The sequence below is a fragment of the Embleya sp. NPDC059213 genome (assembly GCF_042754445.1).
Taxonomy (GTDB): Bacteria; Actinomycetota; Actinomycetes; order Streptomycetales; family Streptomycetaceae; genus Embleya.
The window spans coordinates 17,500-32,557 of the sequence record NZ_JBHZAV010000068.1; the positions used below are offsets into that span (position 1 = coordinate 17,500).

The window sequence follows — 15,058 nt, forward strand, 5'->3', positions numbered from 1 at the left end:
GTGCGGGTGCGGGGCCTCGTGGGGGCGGTACCGGGCCTCGCGAGAGGGCGGCGCGCGGGGTGGGTGCCGGGGGTCAGCCGGTGGGCTCGGGCTCGCGTTCGGGTGCCTTGGCGAGCGAGATCGAGGGCAGGTCGACGGGGAGGTCGTCGATGTGTCGCGGGAGCAGCGCGAGCAGGCGTTGGCGGTCGGCCTCCGGGGTGTCCTCCTCCAGCGGGTCGGGGGTGTGCGGGATCTGGATGCGCACCACCGGACCGTTGCCGATCCGGATGTAGCCGCGGCCGGGGGGCATGCCCTCGCCGCCGGAGATGCCGGGGCCGGAGCCCAGCACGGTGAGTGTGGTCTCCGGGTCGAGCGGGCCCAGTACGACCCGGGTGTGCGTGTCGGCGATCAGTGCGGGGCGCAGCCGCTCCAGGTGGGTGGGGCGGGCGCTGGTGATCACGCCGATGTGCGCGGCGCGACCCAGGCGCAGCGGGAGGTCGAGCAGTTCCTGGGGGTCGGTGGTGCCCTGGCCGGCGGCGAGGTCGGAGAGTTCGGTGATCTCGTCGAGGATCACCCACAGGGGGCGGCGGGCGTTGTCCGGGACCGGGGTGCCGTGTTGCTTGGCGTAGGTGACGGCGGCGATGCGGCGTTCGGTCTCGTGCCGCAGCCAGGTCAGGGTCTCCAGGGCGCCGTGGTAACCGGTCTCGATCCGCAGGATGTTCCGCCGGCCGGCCAGGCACGCGTAGTCGCCGGAGCCGCTGCCGTCGATGACCACGATGTCGCCGTCCCGGGCGGCCTGGAGGGCGATGGTGCGCAGCAGGTTGGACTTGCCCGCGCCCGGGGCGGCGACGGCGAGCAGGTGCGGGTCGGTGCTGCGGTTGCCGGTGCGCCAGATGACGGGCGGGAGTTGGCGGGTGGTGTCGCCCACGTGCACGGGGATGCGGCGGTTGGTGCTGCCGGCGTCGGTGATGCCGAGCAGGATCTCGCGCGGCGCGGTGACGAACTGCTGGGCCGGCACGGCCGCGGGCAGCGGGGGCAGCGCGGCCAGGGTGAGGTGGTTGGTCTCGGTGTCCCACTCGTAGAGGTATTCGCGGCCGCGGCCGGTCTTGGCCTGGAGCACTCGTTCGATCCGGGCCCGGGCGGCGGGGTCTTCGTCGGTGAAGTAGGGGCTGTAGGTCAGTTCCAGGCGGACGATCCGGTCGTCGTCGAGTTCCCAGTGCCGAAAGGCGTTCTGGTACGGGCCGCCGGGATGGAACAGTCGGGCGGGGTCGTGGTCGTCGGCGAAGTAGGGCACCAGGCCGTTGTAGACGGCCTGGAGTTTGACGTCGGTGGGGTCGGGGCCGGGCTCGGGGGCGGGGGGTTTGTCCTTGTGGCCGAGCCAGGCGGCGCCGGCCAGGATCAGGAGCAGCGTGATCAGCGGGGCGTAGGGCACGAAGTAGAGGGCGAGCAGGGCCGCGGCGGCGCCGGCGGCGCCGGCCTTGCGCTTGTCCGCCGAGGCGCCCTTCCACCAGTTGCGCGCCCACGCGAATTGCCGGTTCAGACCTCGGCTGAGGGTGAACACGGGCGACAGGGTGTCCCGCGAGAGGTGGGTGAAGCGGTGGGCGCGGGTGCGGGTGTTGCCGATGCCGTCCTTGGCGCGCCGGGCGATGGCGGCGAGGGATTTGGGGCCGGGGGACATGCGGTCTCCGTGAGGGATTGGTGCGGGTAGGCGACAGGCCCCGGTTCGGGGGATGAGCCGGGGCCAGGGCGTGTCTTCGAACGCCCGCCGGGGACGCGGCCGTTCGGCGGGGGATCGAGGACACGCCCTGGCGGCGGTGAAGACGGGGAGCCGATCAGAAGTTGAGGCCGCTGAGCAGGTTGGCGATGCTGTTGCCGCTCGCGGTGATGTGCGGGGCGATCGAGCTGCCGGCGAGGTAGAACCCGAAGAGGGCACAGACGAGTGCGTGCGGGAGTCTCAGCCCGTCCTTGCGGAAGAAGATGTAGGCGATGACGCCGAGCAGCAGGACGCCGGAGATGGACAGAACCATGGGTGCTCCTTCGGGCGGCGCACTCAGTGCGTTGGGTGCGCGGTGAGGATCCCGCTGCGGCCGAGGCCGTACAGGACCAGGAGGGTGGCGCCGAGGCGCCCGGGGGTGGACAACGCCCAGAGGGCGGCATGGAGGGCGATCACCAGCGGGAGCGTGGCGAGCGCGTACACGGTGTGGAAGGTGCGGGACTGGACGGTGCCGGCGCGGGTGGCGGGGGCCAGGGTGCGGCGGACCACCGAGACGAGGGAGGGCGGCGCGGGGGCGGAGGCGGGAGTGAGGGTGGGAGTGGGGGGAGCGGGCGGCGCCTCGGCGAGGGGGAACGGGTCGGGGCCCGGGGCGGTGGGGGACTTGGCGCGGGGATAGGGCAGCAGTCGCATGTGGGTGAGGCGCATGTGGGTGGTTCTCCCCGAGGTGCCGGCCGGTTGGCCTATCAACGTATTACCTAAAGTTCTCTTATCGTCACAAATGGTGCACACGTGGCAAAGCATCAAACGGGTGGAATCGCCATCTCTTTTCCGGCGGTCCACTCGTACGGGTGATCCGGTTGGTCCGTACGCACAAGCGGGAGGCGGGAGTTGCGGCAGCTCGGGCGGAGACTGCGGACTCCGTCGCGGCGGGGCGTATTCGAGGTCGATTTCCCGGCAAACTCACCCATTGGAGTGGCTGCGAGCGGGCGGGGCGTTTCGACTCCGGCCTCGGTTCTGGCAGCGTGAGGCCATGGCCATCCTGCTCGTCGTGCACCACACGCCCTCGCCCACGCTCGCCGAGATGCTGGAGGCAACCCTCGCCGGCGCCCGCGACCCGGAAATCGAGGGCGTCGAGGTCCGCGTCCGGGCGGCACTCACCTGCTCGCCGGTCGAGGTCCTGGAGGCCGACGGCTACCTACTGGGCACACCCGCGAACCTGGGCTACATGTCCGGGGCGTTGAAGCACTTCTTCGACACGGCCTACTACCCGTGCCTGCACGAGACGGTCCGCCGCCCGTACGGCCTGTACGTACACGGCGGCAGCGACACCACCGGCGCGGTCCGCTCGGTCGAATCGGCGACAACCGGCCTGCAATGGCGCCGAGTCCGCCCACCGGTGGAAGTAGCGGGCCCGCCCACCCGGGAAACCCTCGCGTCCTGCACCGAACTGGGCGCAATCGTGGCGGCCGAGCTGATGCCGCAGGACTAGGGCGCGTCTTGGTGGCCCGGCGCGGCGCCGGATGGGGTCGGGCCGGGCTTCGGCGGTGTGCAACGGTCGGTCGACGTCGAGTCGCGGGCGGCAAAGGTCGCCGGGCTGCGTCGAAGGGGCGATGATCACCTGCCGATGGGCGTGGCTACGCCGGCGGTGCGTATGTCGCGGCGAAGTCGGCCGGCGTGAATCGCCGGAACGCGTTCGGCGAGTGGAAGACGATCCAGTCGCCGTGCGCGAAGGCGACCCGCTCGCGGTGGACGGTGAGGGCCGAGAACGCGATGTAGTCCGGCCCGAGGTCGCCGCAGGTGTCGGTCGCCTCGGCTGCGGTGATGGTGCGGATGTCGGCGTCCGACACGGTGATGACACTGCGGATCTCGGCCCAGGTCGCCACGCGGAGCTGGATCGCGTCGACCTGCGGCGGGCGAAGCGTGAAGCGAAGCACGGTGCCTCCCGGGATCGGGTTGCGGATGTCCCTGGGATAGACCACCGGCACGGTTGCGAGGTTGTACGGCGGTACGCGATCCACTTCGTGCCGTCCTCCGGGCAGGCCGATCGATGCCCGTCGGGCGCGCGAGGACGGCACCATCTCGGTCACCTCGCGCACCGCCCGTATGTCCCTGTGCGCTGCACTCGTGGCAACTCGCGGCACTCTTGGTCGAGTTGCCCGCACCTGCCAGGCAACGCGACTACGGCGCATCCCACTCGAACGGACGTCGCGAGCCCGCCGGGCTGCTAGTCGAGAGGGACCGCTCCGTGACCATGTGCGGCAGCCTCGATGCGGCGGGCAAGCTCGATGTCGTGCTCGGCGACGTGGCCGCCGAGGTCGCTGGAACTGATGCTGATGTGGACTGTGCGATACCCCAAAGTCGCGTCGGAGTGGTGGCCCCAATCGTCTTGGATTGCCGCGATGTGTACGACGAACGCGGCACCGGCGACGTGGGCGATCGAGTACGTACGCTCGATCCGGCGCCCGTCGGTGGTCCAGCCCGGCAGGTCGGCGGACAAAATCTTCTCGATCTGCGTATGGGTCAACGCTTCAGCCATCAGGTCTCCAGGGTCAGAGGAGCGAGCAGCGCAGCCAAGTCGCGGCCGATCGAGTGATCGTGCCATGCCTGCATGTCTGCCTTCAGCGATGCCAGTTCACGGACGGTCCGAATACTGCCGGTCCCCAGGGCCGCATCGACCGCCACGTGTGCCAGGTCAAGCGCGGCCTCGGGCTCGCCGAGTGCCGCCTTGGCGCGCGCCCGGCGTGCACTCCACACACCGACATCCCGCCGGGCGGGTCCGGCCGAAGAGGGAATGATGTGTTGCCACAGTTGATCGGCCTCCGCGTGTAGGCCGAGCCGGCCGTAGCACGTCGCGCGCTGTACCTGGAGGTAGTGGGGAGTGCGGAGGCATGCGGTGCCCCATTGTTCGACGTCGACGGTCCGAATGATCCGTTCGGCGTGGTCGAGCAGTCGGTCCGTCTCGGGGCGATTGCCAAGGAGGGAAGCGCCGTGCGCCTGCTGCTGCAATGCGAAGACACGCAGTTCCGGGGGCAATTGCCGCTCGACGCCGAGTACGTTCGCACACAGGTCGACTGCGGCGCCGCCCGCGCCTGCGTCGGTGTGTGCCATGGCCCGATCCACGAGGGAGCAAGCCACGGCTTGCGCGTTGCCGGAGCGGTGCGCCAACTCCGTGGCGACGCCATGCCAGTGCGCTGCGAGCGCGATGTCGCCGGCGTCGAGATACAACCAACCGGCGAACGCGGCGAACGCGCTGCCCGCTGCGGACAGTCGATGTCGGACGCCGGCCTCGGCGTCGTCGATCAGCCGCGTGATCAGGTTCAACTGTGCGGTCACTGTCCCTATCAGCGCGCGGGGGCCGAGCATCATGTCGGCGGTGTAATGCCCGGCAAGCTGACGCTCGAAGTAGTCGATGAGGGCCGGATCCACCCGGGTTCGCTTCGTGCGCATGGTGCTCGGGACGGCGACACCGGAGATGGCGAGCGCGGTACCGCTGACGAACTGCCTTCGATCCACGGGTTCAACGGTAGGCATCGGCGGCGGGTACGTCACCGGCTGCGAGGGAGGATTCGGTCCAATGCCAAGTTCCGCCTCGGTCATTCCCGTGAGCGCGACGAGGATGCGCCGGTAGATGGCGCGCGGGCGGCGAGTGTCGCCGTCTTCCCACCGAGCAACCAGGCGCGCGTCGACCGAGACCTGGCGCTCACCCAGTCGAGCGGCTGTGGCTTGGAGGTCGTTTGCGAACTCGCTGCGTGACTGTTGCCTCCGCGCTTCTCGAACAGCGCGCAGTCGAGTGTTTGGCGTGCGGTCGATGGCCATGGTTCCAACCTCGCGTGCCGACGGTGTCATCACCGTAGCGACGACGTGGTCTCGAATATGGCGAAACAGGTGCGGAATGCCATCGCTTCGCCATCGACAACGCCATCGGAGTGCTCCGCGCACCTCGTGATCATCGTCATGAGGGCGGGTCCGGTAGGGGAGTCGGTCATCCTCCGGATCCTGTGCCGTGCCGTGCGGCAGTCGGGCTCGGCCTCACCGAGCGACCTCTTCCGGCGCAGTTGTTCGCACACCATGGAGCGCACGTGAGCGATATCGAGGCAACCGGCGAAACCGTCACGTTGCCCGCCTGGAGCATCCATCTCGTGCCCGTCAATCCGCCGCGACCGTGGAGACTGGCCGTCGTCTCCGCCGGGTTGCACGCTTCGGCGATGCAACTCGACCGCGCTGCGGTTCACTTGGCCGATGACGAGGTGGCATCGTTGGCCGAGACGCTGCTTCGGCCCCGGTGCTCGGATGAGGCACGGCCAGGGCGGGCGCGCCTTGTTCGCGACGGGTACGGGCTGTTGTTGCGCATCCTGGTCGAGGCGGCCGACGGCGAGCCGGGCCTGGTCGTGCATGTCGAGGAGCACCATCGTGTGGTCCTCCTGGACGACATCGGCCGGCATCGGCCGGACCTGATCCCCACCGCTCTGGCGCCCGAGCCGAGGTTGTGCCTCGATCCGACGCCGGTGACCGGGCTGAGCATCGATCAGGTCGCCGAGTTGCACCGGCGCCTCGGGTGGTGGCTCGACAGCGAGGGCATCCGCGCGGCGATCGCCGATCGCACCATCGCCCGGCGCGTGGCGGCCGGTGAGGGAGCGGACCGTGGGCGGCTCGACCGGCGACCCCGGCGACTCCGGCGCCGACGCGTTGCGGGTCGATGCCCTCGACCGCCTGGCCCAGGCCCTGTGCATGCGCCGGGCCTACCGGCACGTGCAGCAGCAGTTCGATCCGCGATCGCCCGTGCACGCCATCGCAGGCGAGCTGCACGACCGTGCCGACGCCCGCGTGGATCGGGCGGTGCGCGACGCGTCCGACGCGGGTGCGAGCACGGCCGACCTTGCCCGGGTGGTCGGGGTGAGCGGCTGGGCCGTCCGGGGGACGAATCCGTGAACTGATCGGCGGGGACGACGGCTTGGCGGCTACGGTCCCTCGGGTACACACCTCTGGGGGGAACATGCGCACCATCACAGCCATCGCCGGTGCGACGGCCGTGCTCGCACTCGTCGCGGGCTGCAGCGACAGCAGCAGCGACGACGGAAAGAAGGCCACCGCCGCACCCGTGGCCGGTACCGCCGCCGGTCCGGCCGGCACAGCGGAGCAGACCGACCGGCAGGCACTCGACGCGGCCGTCCGCAAGTACACCGTCGCGTTGTTCTCCGGGGACGGCGGCACCGGCTACGCGATCCTGTCCGGGCGCTGCCGAGAGAAGATCAGCCGCGCGGAGTTCGACACGCTCAGCAAGCAGGCCGCACACGACTACGGTCCGCAGGCCATCAAGACGCTGACGATCGACCAACTGGCGGGTGACCTCGCTCGTGTGTCGTACGGCATCGGCGTCCCGCAGTTCGAGCGCAAGGCTCAGCCGTGGGCCCGCGAGGCCGGCACGTGGCGATGGGACGCGTGCTGAGTCCGAGTACGGCCGGCGCGGCGGCCGAGTCCCACGCGGGACCGTGAAGGAGTAGTCGACCGGAACCATCGCGGCTTGCATCCAACGGCGTTCGGTCGCCGCCACCGAACCGATGCCGGACGAAAGCGCGGCTCGGCCCCCACGGGAGGCCGAGCCGCACCCGCCCGCCACCCTGCGGCGGGCCCGGCCGGTCGCAGCAACGACGGCCACGCACAGCATGCCGGGCCGGACCGACACGGAAAAGCCCCATGCGCGATTCGCGACCCGAGCACGCGGCCGCATGGCGTGCCCGGTCGATCGATACCGCGCCGGGTACCGGGGCAACGGCCGTGATTCGGCGGGCGAGTTCGATGCCGGGCTCGGCCGCCGCCCCTTCTCGGCCGCGTCTCCATGGGCGGAACATTCCTACCTGCATGGGGACTTCGCCCCGTACGGCGCCGGCCCGGTCCGCGTGACCGGTTCACCCCACCCACGTGGGGACTTCGGGCCGCGGATTCATCGACCGGATCAACCCGTGCGAAGTTTGGTGCCCCCGTCGCCGATCAGTTTTCCGTCCCGTCCGTAGGCCAGGAGCAGGGCGTGGTCGGTGTTGGTGGCGGCTATGGAGAAACCTCGGGCGCCGGGGAGGCGACGGTCCTCGATCGGTCCGGACACGATCGTGCCGGGGGGTACCTGTTCGGGAGGGCGCACGGGGCCGCTGTCGGGACCTTCGGGCCGGAGAGGGACGTCGAGAGCCCTGGTGCCCTCGACGGGGATGAAGACCAGGCGTGCCACCTCCGGGCCGACCTGACCATGAATCGTCACCATCCCGGACGGACCGCCCCATCCGCCACCGAAGTTGAGTTGCCGTCCGCCCACCGGATCCACCATGCTCTGGCACACGAAGGCGGCCGTGCCGTCCGCCCGCGGCACCGACCCGTACCCCGAGCATCCGTCCGTCGGTGGCCCCCACAACGCCTCGTCACGATGGTCGGGCGTCTCGAACCGCACGGTGATGGGCGATTCCCGGACCAGGAGCACCACCGCGCCGGCGGCCACCGCGACGACCCCCGCGTAGGCCATGGCCGTGCGCGGGCGGACCACCAACCGCACGCCCGGCAGGAGCCCCACCGTCGCCGGGGCCCGGTCCCGCAGCGGCGCGAGCCCCCACGTGCACACCGCGAGCGCCGCGAGCAGTCGCACGTTCTCGCGCGCGAAGCCGCCCGGAAGCCACCCGCCCACGCTGACCGTCATGGTCACGAGCAGCACGACGCCCCATGCCACCCGCGCCTTGCGCGGGCCCGCGATCAACAGGAGGCCCGCCAGGACCAGCCACACCTGGTGGTGGGTCCACGACACGGGCGAGGCCACCACCGTCGCGCAGCCCACGACGACCACACCCCGCGCGGGGTGGCCCTCGCGGTGGCATTGGCGCGCACCGACCAGCGCCACCGCGCACACCAGGGCGGACAGGGCCAGCCATGCCGCGGCGCGTTCGGGCGGGACCACCCCGACCCGGATCAGCGCGCCGTTGAGGGACTGGTTGCCGGCCGCGGCCAGGTTCCCGATGCGCGAGGTGCTGAAGATCGCGTCGGTCCAGAACGTCGTCGAGGCGGCCGGCCACAACGCGTGGGCCAGACCCGTACACGCCACGAACGACGCGCCCGCGCGCATCGCGTCGCGGCGCCGACCGGTGACCCACAGGTAGGGCACGAACAGCAGCGGGGTCAGCTTGATCGCGGACGCCACCCCGATCAGCACCCCGCGCACCGGACGCGGCATCAGATCGAGCGCGTCGACGAAGGCCAACACCACCAGGAACACGCTGACCTGACCGAACCGCAGATTGCTCTGGATCGGCGCCGACACCAGCAGGACCGCGGCCGCCACGAGCGTCAACGCGACCTGGCGACGTCGCCCCGCGATCCCCCGCCGCGCGGTGAGCGCGGCCGCGATCGAGACCACCGCGACCAGGGTGGCGGCCAGCCACACCACCCGCGCGACCGGCTCGGACACCCACCCCAGCGGTTGGAAAGCCACGAGTGCGAACGGCGGATACGTGAAGGGATCACCGTTCTCCGCCACGTACTGGTACAGCGGCACCCCGTTCCCCACCGCGCGCACCGCACCGATGTACACATGCAGGTCCATCTGCCGATCCCACGACGGCAGATGCCATGCCGACCACAACGACCACACCGCCGCGAGCACGAAGCACAACGCGGCCCCGGATAACGCGAGAACCCGCGTCGACCACGACCCGCGCGCATCCACGACACTCGGTGAATCCACCCTGTCACCATTCATGACACCGGATTGTGTCGTCTCCGCAGCCCACCGCCCACGCGGGGTGACGGGTAGTCAGGTCCGGTGCCCACAGGGGCGGGCAAACGACGTGCACCCGTCGAGTCCACCCGCGGAAGCACCCTCGACGGTCGTCCCCGTTCTCGGCGCCGGGACTGCGACGGGTGGTGCACGTGATGTCCCCTGTTGCATTGCCGGCCACGCAGGGTGGTCGACGGGCGGCCCGGGGTGACACGATCGGCGGTCATGGACTATCGGGAGTGCGCCGAGGTGGTCGGCGAATTGCAGCGGGCGCGGGCGGATGGCCGGTATCTGCCGGAGTTGTTGACCGCGCTGGGGGAGCCGGCGCGGGGGCTGCGCGGGATGCAGGTGGTGGGTACCAACGGCAAGGGGTCCACGTGCGCGTTCGCGGTCGCGGCGCTGACCGGGATGGGGCTGCGGGTGGGCAGCCTGCCGAGTCCGCACCTGCAGGAGCCGCGTGAGCGGATCCGGGTCGGCGGCGTGCCGGTCTCGGAGGCCGAGTACGTCGCGGTCCTGGAGGAGGTGCTTGCCGCCATGCGGGCGACCGGGCGCACGTTCAACGCCTCGTCCCTGCACGCCGCCGCCGCCGCGCTGCACTTCCGGCGGGCGGATGTGCGGTTCGTCGCGGCGGAGGCCAACATCGGCGGGCGGACCACCGCGGTGGGGTCGTTCGGCCTGGACGTCAAGGTCGTCACCGGCGTCGGCTTGGACCACACCGACCGGTTGGGCGCGACCGAGGCGGAGATCGCCCGGGTCAAGGTCGGGGTGGCCCGGGACGGCGACCACGTACTGCTCGGCCGATTGTCGGCGCAGGCGCGCGAGGCGGCCGACGAGGTGCTGGCCGGCCATACGGGGCTGACCGTGTGGCGGCTGGGCCACGAGATCCGGGTCGAGGCGCGTACGGCCGCCGACGGCGGCACGTTGCTGGAGGTCCGGACACCACAAGGGGTGCACCGCGACCTGGTGTGCACGCTGCCCGGCGCGCACCAGTACGACAACCTGGCGCTCGCGGTGGCCGGGGTGGACGCGCTCGTGGCGCGGGGCCACGTCGCCGCCGACCGGGGCGGGCGGTTGCGGGCCGGGCTGGCGCGGACCCGCTGGCCCGGGAGGCTGGAACTGGTCCCCGGTGCCCGGGTGCGGGGGTGGTCGGGGCGGGTGCTGCTGGACGGGGCGACCAACGAACAGGGGGTGGCCACGGTCGCGCCCGAGATCGCCCGGCACGTGCGCGCGTCGGATCGGGTGCCCGCGGCGGTCGTGTTCGGCGTCATGCGCGGCAAGCCCGCCGCGCGGATGTTGGCGGCGCTGCCGTCGGGTTGGCCGGTGGTGCTCACGAGGACCTCGTCCTCGGACGCGGCGGATCCGGACGTGCTGGCCGCTTTGCCGCGCGAGCACGGGGACGACCGACCCACCTGTGTCGAGCCGGACGTGCGGACGGCACTCGGTCGAGCCGGGGAACTGGTGGGCCCGGGCGGGCTGGTGGTCGTACTGGGCTCACACAAACTGGTGGGCGAGGCCCGGACGGCCCTCGGCCTGCCACCGGCCTGAAGAGCCCTCCGACGCCCGTGCGGCCCGCCTCCCGCCGCCCTGGGTCACTGTGGCGGGGCCCAATGCGGGGGGTGGGTTCGGGCGGATTGCAGGGCGGCGGGGGTGGGGCGTTCCACCGTGTCGGGGACGGCTTCCAGGGGGATGGCCAGGGCTCTGGCCCAGGTGCGACGCCAGCCGAGGCGGCGTTGGGCACGGGCGGTTTCGCGGCGGGCACGGGCGGCGGCGCGGCGGGTGATCTCGGCGCGGGCGAGCGTTTGGCTGCGCAGCCACAGGGGGCGGGTGTGCAGGAGTTCCTCGACGTACGCGGTGGTCCACTTGTTGCTGCGCGGGCGCAGGTCCGGGATCAGTTCCATCGGCAGTCCGAAGAGTTCGGCCACGGCCTCGTCGGTCAGGTGGTCGATGACCGCCTCGGCCGCGCGGCACACCGCCTCGGCGCGCCGCTGCTGCGCATGCCATTCGCGATCGAGCCAGCGGGTGACCGCGGCGGTGGCGTGTTCGAGTTCGCGGTCGGCGTGCAGTTCCAGCAGCCAGCGCGGCGGGTCGGTGGCCAACCGGTGCAGCAGGTCGGTGCTGATGTGGTGGTCGATCGACGGGATGCGGTGGGCGATGTCCTCGGCGGGCACGCCCAGCGTCGCCCACACCCGGTGCGGTCGGGCCAGCGAGCGCAGCGCGGTGATCGCGCGCGGGCCGGCGGCGGCGAGCAGTTCGGCGATCTCGGTCGGCTTGTAGCGACACTGCTCGGCGATCTCGGCGATGTCGCGGACCCGCGGGTCGCCCATGAACCGGCGCAGCCGCGCGGGCGCGGTGCCGTGCAGGCGGGCCAGGGCGCACGCGAAGGCGATCACGTCGGCCGGATCGGTCTGCCGCTCCGGGGCCAGCGTCGCGAGGTAGCGGCGCGCGTTCCGGGCCCGCTCGCGGTTGTGCGCGCGGGTGGCGGCGGCCTTGGTCGCGGCCAGCGACCGGGCCACCCGGCGGGCGGCCTCGCGCAGCTCGCGATCCGCGGTGATGTGCGGATGCAGCGTGTCCACGTCGGCGGTGCGGTAGTAGCGCACCTCCAGGTCCCGGCCGTACCGGGAGACCGTCACCCGATCCACGACCGGCAGCCCGGCGGCCTGGGCCACCCGCCGAAAGCGCTCGCGGCCGATGCCAAGGCGGTGCGCGGCCTCGGTGGCGGTGAGCGGTTCTTCGCGGCTCAGTGCGGTGAGGAAGGGGCCGGGGTCGGCGGCGGCGCGGGCGACCGCGTCGGCGTCGAAGGTGCCGTCCTGGTGTTGTGCGAGCAGTCCTGTTCGGGCGGCGAGGCGGACTTGGCGGGGGACGAGCCCCAGCGCTTTGCCGACGCGCGCCGCACCGATGCCTCCTCGGGTCACGACCGGCCCCTTCCGTACGGGTGACACCGAACGGGGTGACGATAGAACGCCTGCGGGGCGCGAGGGAGTGCAAAGGGCGAAATCCGCCCGATCGTGCGGGGAAGCGATAGGGCAGGTTACGGCAAATGGGGGATGGTGGGCGGGTTGTTCGATGCGCCGGATGGGCGTGTCCCGGTTGGCCCGAATGCTTCGCTCGTGCCTGCGCCGGGTGTGCTCAGCCGATGGGGTTGCCGTGAGTGGTGGGGTCGGTGGGGTCGATGGGATGGGTGGGGTTGATGGGGCCGGTGGGCAGGGCGAGTTCGAAGCAGGCCAGGGGGAGGGGGCCGTGGTCTTCGCGGTAGGGCGCGATGTCCCGGTAGCCGAGGGTTCGGTACAGGTTGATGGCTCCGGTGCGTTGCGGCAGGCAGTCCAGTACGACCCGCCGCGCGCCCACCCGGTGCGCGTGCGCGTGCAGGCGGGCCATCAGCGCCTGGGCGATCCCGTGGCCCCGGGCGTGCGGGAGCACGTACAGGCGCTTCACCTCGGCGGTGTCGGCATCGAGGAGATGCACACCGACACCGCCCGCGGGCCGGCCGTCCAGGAGCGCGGTGAAGTAGGCGCCGGGATGGGCGTAGAAGTCGGCCGGATCGTCGTGGTCGACACGGCACCAGGGCGGCAGTTGCTCGGGCCTCTCCCAGCCCGGGTGACCGGTCTCGTCGGCGGTCGCGTTGTAGTACGAGAAGAGCAGGTCGCGGGTGTGGGCGAGGTCCGTGCTGATGGTCGGATCCCGATCCGAGGCGATCGTCATGGCACCGCACTGTAGGCGCGGCCGGGTGGACGGCCGTCGGTGGCCGGGTGGCCGGGTGGCCGGCGTCCCCGGCGGCGGTGTCCGTCGACAGCAGCCGAACAGTGGAACCTGATCGTGTCGCGGAGCCACGCCGGCCGATGTCCAGGTTCGTGACCTTACGGTCGGATACATGCGTATTGTCATTGCGGGTGGACACGGAAAGATCGCACTTCGGCTGGAGCGGTTGCTCGCCGATCGCGGGCACACGGTGGTCGGGTTCATTCGCAACCCCGACCACGCGAACGACCTCGTCGCGGCCGGCGCCGAGCCGGTCCTGTGCGACCTGGAGCGGGCGTCGGTCGAGGAGGTCGTGGAGCACCTGGCCGGTGCCGACGCGGTGGTGTTCGCGGCGGGCGCGGGCCCGGACAGTACCCGCGAGCGGACCATGACGGTCGACTACGGCGGCGCGGTGCTGCTGGCCGACGCGGCCGAGGACGCGGGGGTGCGGCGCTACGTGATCGTGTCCTCGATGGGCGCCTCGACCGACCCGCCCGCCGACACCGACCCGGACTTCGCGCTCTACCTCAAGGCCAAGGGCGAGGCCGACGAGGACCTGCGGTCGCGCGGCGCGCTCGACCTGACCATCCTGCGCCCGGGACGGCTTACCGACGATCCCGGCACCGGCCTGATCGCACTGTCCGAGCGTGAGGGGCGCGGCGCGATCCGCCGCGACGACGTGGCGGCGATCCTGGCCGAGTTGGTCACCGAGCCCGGCACGATCGGCCGCACCCTGGAGGTGGTCGGCGGCGACGTGCCGGTCGGCGAGGCGGTCAAGTACGCGGCGGAGAAGCCTCGTTCGTGAGGTCCAGAGCCATCAGCACGTCGTCGACGTAGCGTCCGCCCAGCAGGAACTCGCCCGCCAGCACGCCCTCGATCCGGTAGCCGGCGGCCAGGTACAGGGCCCGGGCGGCGGTATTGCCACCGAGGACCCGCAGGGTGATCCGGCGCCCCCCACGCCTGCGCGCCTCGGCCTCGGCCGCCCCGAGCAACGCCCGGCCGATCCGACGGCCCTGGTGGTCGGGGTGCACCGCCAGCCCGTTGACGATCTGCACGTGCCCCGAGGCCGGACACAACGTCGAGCGCTCCAACTGCACGTAGCCGAGCACGAGATCGTCCTCGTGTGCGACGAGCGTGTCGCGCACGTGGTCGGCGCCGCGGAAGAACACCTTGTCCGCGGCCCAGCGCGGAGCCGGGGTGACGTCGGGCGACCAGGTGAGGTGGTCGATCTCGGCAAGCCTCGTACCGTCGGCCTCGGTCGCGGGCCGGACCTGGACGCGGGTTTCCTCCGATGTGCGCGACATCCGATCATCGTCCCACCCGGGGCCGTGCGCCGGGCAGGTCGGGTTGCGAACGATCTTGACGATCGCTTCGTGTGCGCCGTGTTCGCGCCGTATGCGCGCTCTAGACTCGCGCGCATGACTTCGCCTCGGGGCCCCGCGGACCTGGACCGGCTCGCGGCCGGCAAGTACGTCCTGTTGACCACGTTCCGGCGGGACGGGCGTGCGGTGGGCACGCCCGTGTGGGTGTTCCGCGACGGCGACGCACTCGGTGTGTGGACCGCGCGGGACTCCGGCAAGGTGAAACGGATCCGCAACGGCGGCAGGGTCACGGTCACCGCGTGCGATGCGCGCGGGAGGACCGGCGGAGGGGCGGTGCCCGGCCACGCGTCGTTGTTGGACGCCGCCGGGACGGAGCACTACCGGGACCTGATCCGGCGCAAGTTCGGGCTCGTCGGGCGGATGACCCTGCTCGGCAGCCGACTGCGGCGCGGGACGGCGGGGACGGTCGGCGTCCGGGTCGAGCTGGGCGAGCGGCCGTAGGACCGGATCCCGCCGCGAGCCCCACCCGGCTGCGGCTCGGCGAACCGGGCGGGGCCT

Annotated in this window: 17 protein-coding genes; 6 read left to right on the forward strand and 11 right to left on the reverse strand. The window is 71.9% G+C overall.

The features are described 5' to 3' along the window. Nucleotides 1-73 precede the first annotated feature (73 nt). From ACFXMF_RS24415 to ACFXMF_RS24425, 3 genes are all read right to left on the reverse strand, one after another. Nucleotides 74-1,657 (reverse strand): ATP-binding protein, encoded by a 1,584-nt coding sequence (locus ACFXMF_RS24415; protein WP_379988879.1) that lies wholly within the window; start codon nucleotides 1,655-1,657, stop codon nucleotides 74-76. Nucleotides 1,658-1,811: 154 nt separating this feature from the next. After that, nucleotides 1,812-2,006, reverse strand: coding sequence for a DUF2304 domain-containing protein (locus ACFXMF_RS24420; RefSeq protein WP_360318579.1), 195 nt, complete (start codon nucleotides 2,004-2,006; stop codon nucleotides 1,812-1,814). Nucleotides 2,007-2,029: 23 nt separating this feature from the next. Then, nucleotides 2,030-2,398, reverse strand: a complete 369-nt coding sequence (locus ACFXMF_RS24425) for a hypothetical protein (RefSeq protein ID WP_379988878.1) — start codon at nucleotides 2,396-2,398, stop codon at nucleotides 2,030-2,032. A gap of 325 nt (nucleotides 2,399-2,723) precedes the next feature. Here ACFXMF_RS24425 and ACFXMF_RS24430 point away from each other — a divergent pair, with 325 nt between their 5' ends. Beyond that, nucleotides 2,724-3,182 (forward strand): flavodoxin family protein, encoded by a 459-nt coding sequence (locus ACFXMF_RS24430; protein ID WP_360318585.1) that lies wholly within the window; start codon nucleotides 2,724-2,726, stop codon nucleotides 3,180-3,182. A 145-nt stretch (nucleotides 3,183-3,327) separates the two neighbouring features. Here ACFXMF_RS24430 and ACFXMF_RS24435 read toward each other — a convergent pair whose 3' ends face one another. The 4 genes from ACFXMF_RS24435 to ACFXMF_RS24450 form a co-directional block, all read right to left on the reverse strand. Beyond that, nucleotides 3,328-3,789 carry a hypothetical protein gene (locus tag ACFXMF_RS24435; RefSeq protein ID WP_360318588.1) on the reverse strand — a complete coding sequence of 154 codons (462 nt, stop codon included), beginning with the start codon at nucleotides 3,787-3,789 and terminating at the stop codon, nucleotides 3,328-3,330. A 128-nt stretch (nucleotides 3,790-3,917) separates the two neighbouring features. Next, nucleotides 3,918-4,229, reverse strand: coding sequence for a 4a-hydroxytetrahydrobiopterin dehydratase (locus ACFXMF_RS24440; RefSeq protein ID WP_379988877.1), 312 nt, complete (start codon nucleotides 4,227-4,229; stop codon nucleotides 3,918-3,920). Next, the gene (locus ACFXMF_RS24445; RefSeq protein ID WP_379988875.1) at nucleotides 4,229-5,509 is read right to left on the reverse strand and encodes a Twin-arginine translocation pathway signal; all 1,281 of its coding nucleotides are present in this window, start codon (nucleotides 5,507-5,509) and stop codon (nucleotides 4,229-4,231) included. Before ACFXMF_RS24445 ends, ACFXMF_RS24440 begins: the two co-directional genes overlap by 1 nt. Before the next feature lie 29 nt (nucleotides 5,510-5,538). Next, nucleotides 5,539-6,237, reverse strand: coding sequence for a hypothetical protein (locus tag ACFXMF_RS24450; protein WP_379988874.1), 699 nt, complete (start codon nucleotides 6,235-6,237; stop codon nucleotides 5,539-5,541). Between the two features lie 97 nt (nucleotides 6,238-6,334). Here ACFXMF_RS24450 and ACFXMF_RS24455 point away from each other — a divergent pair, with 97 nt between their 5' ends. After that, a complete protein-coding gene (locus ACFXMF_RS24455; RefSeq protein WP_379988873.1) occupies nucleotides 6,335-6,622 on the forward strand; it encodes a hypothetical protein in 288 nt (95 codons plus the stop codon). Between the two features lie 64 nt (nucleotides 6,623-6,686). After that, nucleotides 6,687-7,139: a hypothetical protein gene (locus tag ACFXMF_RS24460; protein WP_379988872.1), complete on the forward strand. Its 453-nt coding sequence runs from the start codon at nucleotides 6,687-6,689 to the stop codon at nucleotides 7,137-7,139. Between the two features lie 507 nt (nucleotides 7,140-7,646). Here the strand turns inward: ACFXMF_RS24460 and ACFXMF_RS24465 are convergent. Further along, complete coding sequence (locus ACFXMF_RS24465) at nucleotides 7,647-9,425, reverse strand: glycosyltransferase 87 family protein (RefSeq protein WP_379988870.1); 1,779 nt, start codon at nucleotides 9,423-9,425, stop codon at nucleotides 7,647-7,649. A gap of 243 nt (nucleotides 9,426-9,668) precedes the next feature. Here ACFXMF_RS24465 and ACFXMF_RS24470 point away from each other — a divergent pair, with 243 nt between their 5' ends. Further along, a complete protein-coding gene (locus ACFXMF_RS24470; protein ID WP_360318603.1) occupies nucleotides 9,669-10,988 on the forward strand; it encodes a glutamate ligase domain-containing protein in 1,320 nt (439 codons plus the stop codon). Between the two features lie 44 nt (nucleotides 10,989-11,032). On the opposite strand, the gene ACFXMF_RS24475 is transcribed toward ACFXMF_RS24470, so the two are convergent. Both ACFXMF_RS24475 and ACFXMF_RS24480 read right to left on the reverse strand, forming a co-directional pair. Next, the gene (locus tag ACFXMF_RS24475; protein ID WP_379988869.1) at nucleotides 11,033-12,355 is read right to left on the reverse strand and encodes a hypothetical protein; all 1,323 of its coding nucleotides are present in this window, start codon (nucleotides 12,353-12,355) and stop codon (nucleotides 11,033-11,035) included. Nucleotides 12,356-12,569: 214 nt separating this feature from the next. Continuing rightward, nucleotides 12,570-13,142, reverse strand: coding sequence for a GNAT family N-acetyltransferase (locus ACFXMF_RS24480; protein ID WP_379988867.1), 573 nt, complete (start codon nucleotides 13,140-13,142; stop codon nucleotides 12,570-12,572). 169 nt (nucleotides 13,143-13,311) lie between these two features. Here ACFXMF_RS24480 and ACFXMF_RS24485 point away from each other — a divergent pair, with 169 nt between their 5' ends. Beyond that, nucleotides 13,312-13,983 carry an SDR family oxidoreductase gene (locus tag ACFXMF_RS24485; protein ID WP_360318610.1) on the forward strand — a complete coding sequence of 224 codons (672 nt, stop codon included), beginning with the start codon at nucleotides 13,312-13,314 and terminating at the stop codon, nucleotides 13,981-13,983. Here the strand turns inward: ACFXMF_RS24485 and ACFXMF_RS24490 are convergent. Continuing rightward, entirely contained in the window at nucleotides 13,952-14,482 is a 531-nt protein-coding gene (locus ACFXMF_RS24490) for a GNAT family N-acetyltransferase (protein ID WP_379988865.1), read from the reverse strand. The two genes, ACFXMF_RS24485 and ACFXMF_RS24490, sit on opposite strands and share 32 nt — an antisense overlap. A 114-nt stretch (nucleotides 14,483-14,596) precedes the next feature. On the opposite strand from ACFXMF_RS24490, the gene ACFXMF_RS24495 reads away from it, so the two are divergent. After that, entirely contained in the window at nucleotides 14,597-15,001 is a 405-nt protein-coding gene (locus tag ACFXMF_RS24495) for a PPOX class F420-dependent oxidoreductase (RefSeq protein WP_379988863.1), read from the forward strand. Nucleotides 15,002-15,058: the final 57 nt, after the last annotated feature.

Coding starts and splice junctions, on each gene's coding strand:
- ACFXMF_RS24415 (WP_379988879.1), bottom strand. CDS start 1,657: ATGTCCCCCGGCCCCAAATCCCTCGCCGCCATCGCCCGGCGCGCCAAG.
- ACFXMF_RS24420 (WP_360318579.1), bottom strand. CDS start 2,006: ATGGTTCTGTCCATCTCCGGCGTCCTGCTGCTCGGCGTCATCGCCTAC.
- ACFXMF_RS24425 (WP_379988878.1), bottom strand. CDS start 2,398: ATGCGCCTCACCCACATGCGACTGCTGCCCTATCCCCGCGCCAAGTCC.
- ACFXMF_RS24430 (WP_360318585.1), top strand. CDS start 2,724: ATGGCCATCCTGCTCGTCGTGCACCACACGCCCTCGCCCACGCTCGCC.
- ACFXMF_RS24440 (WP_379988877.1), bottom strand. CDS start 4,229: ATGGCTGAAGCGTTGACCCATACGCAGATCGAGAAGATTTTGTCCGCC.
- ACFXMF_RS24445 (WP_379988875.1), bottom strand. CDS start 5,509: ATGGCCATCGACCGCACGCCAAACACTCGACTGCGCGCTGTTCGAGAA.
- ACFXMF_RS24460 (WP_379988872.1), top strand. CDS start 6,687: ATGCGCACCATCACAGCCATCGCCGGTGCGACGGCCGTGCTCGCACTC.
- ACFXMF_RS24465 (WP_379988870.1), bottom strand. CDS start 9,425: ATGAATGGTGACAGGGTGGATTCACCGAGTGTCGTGGATGCGCGCGGG.
- ACFXMF_RS24470 (WP_360318603.1), top strand. CDS start 9,669: ATGGACTATCGGGAGTGCGCCGAGGTGGTCGGCGAATTGCAGCGGGCG.
- ACFXMF_RS24480 (WP_379988867.1), bottom strand. CDS start 13,142: ATGACGATCGCCTCGGATCGGGATCCGACCATCAGCACGGACCTCGCC.
- ACFXMF_RS24485 (WP_360318610.1), top strand. CDS start 13,312: ATGCGTATTGTCATTGCGGGTGGACACGGAAAGATCGCACTTCGGCTG.
- ACFXMF_RS24490 (WP_379988865.1), bottom strand. CDS start 14,482: ATGTCGCGCACATCGGAGGAAACCCGCGTCCAGGTCCGGCCCGCGACC.
- ACFXMF_RS24495 (WP_379988863.1), top strand. CDS start 14,597: ATGACTTCGCCTCGGGGCCCCGCGGACCTGGACCGGCTCGCGGCCGGC.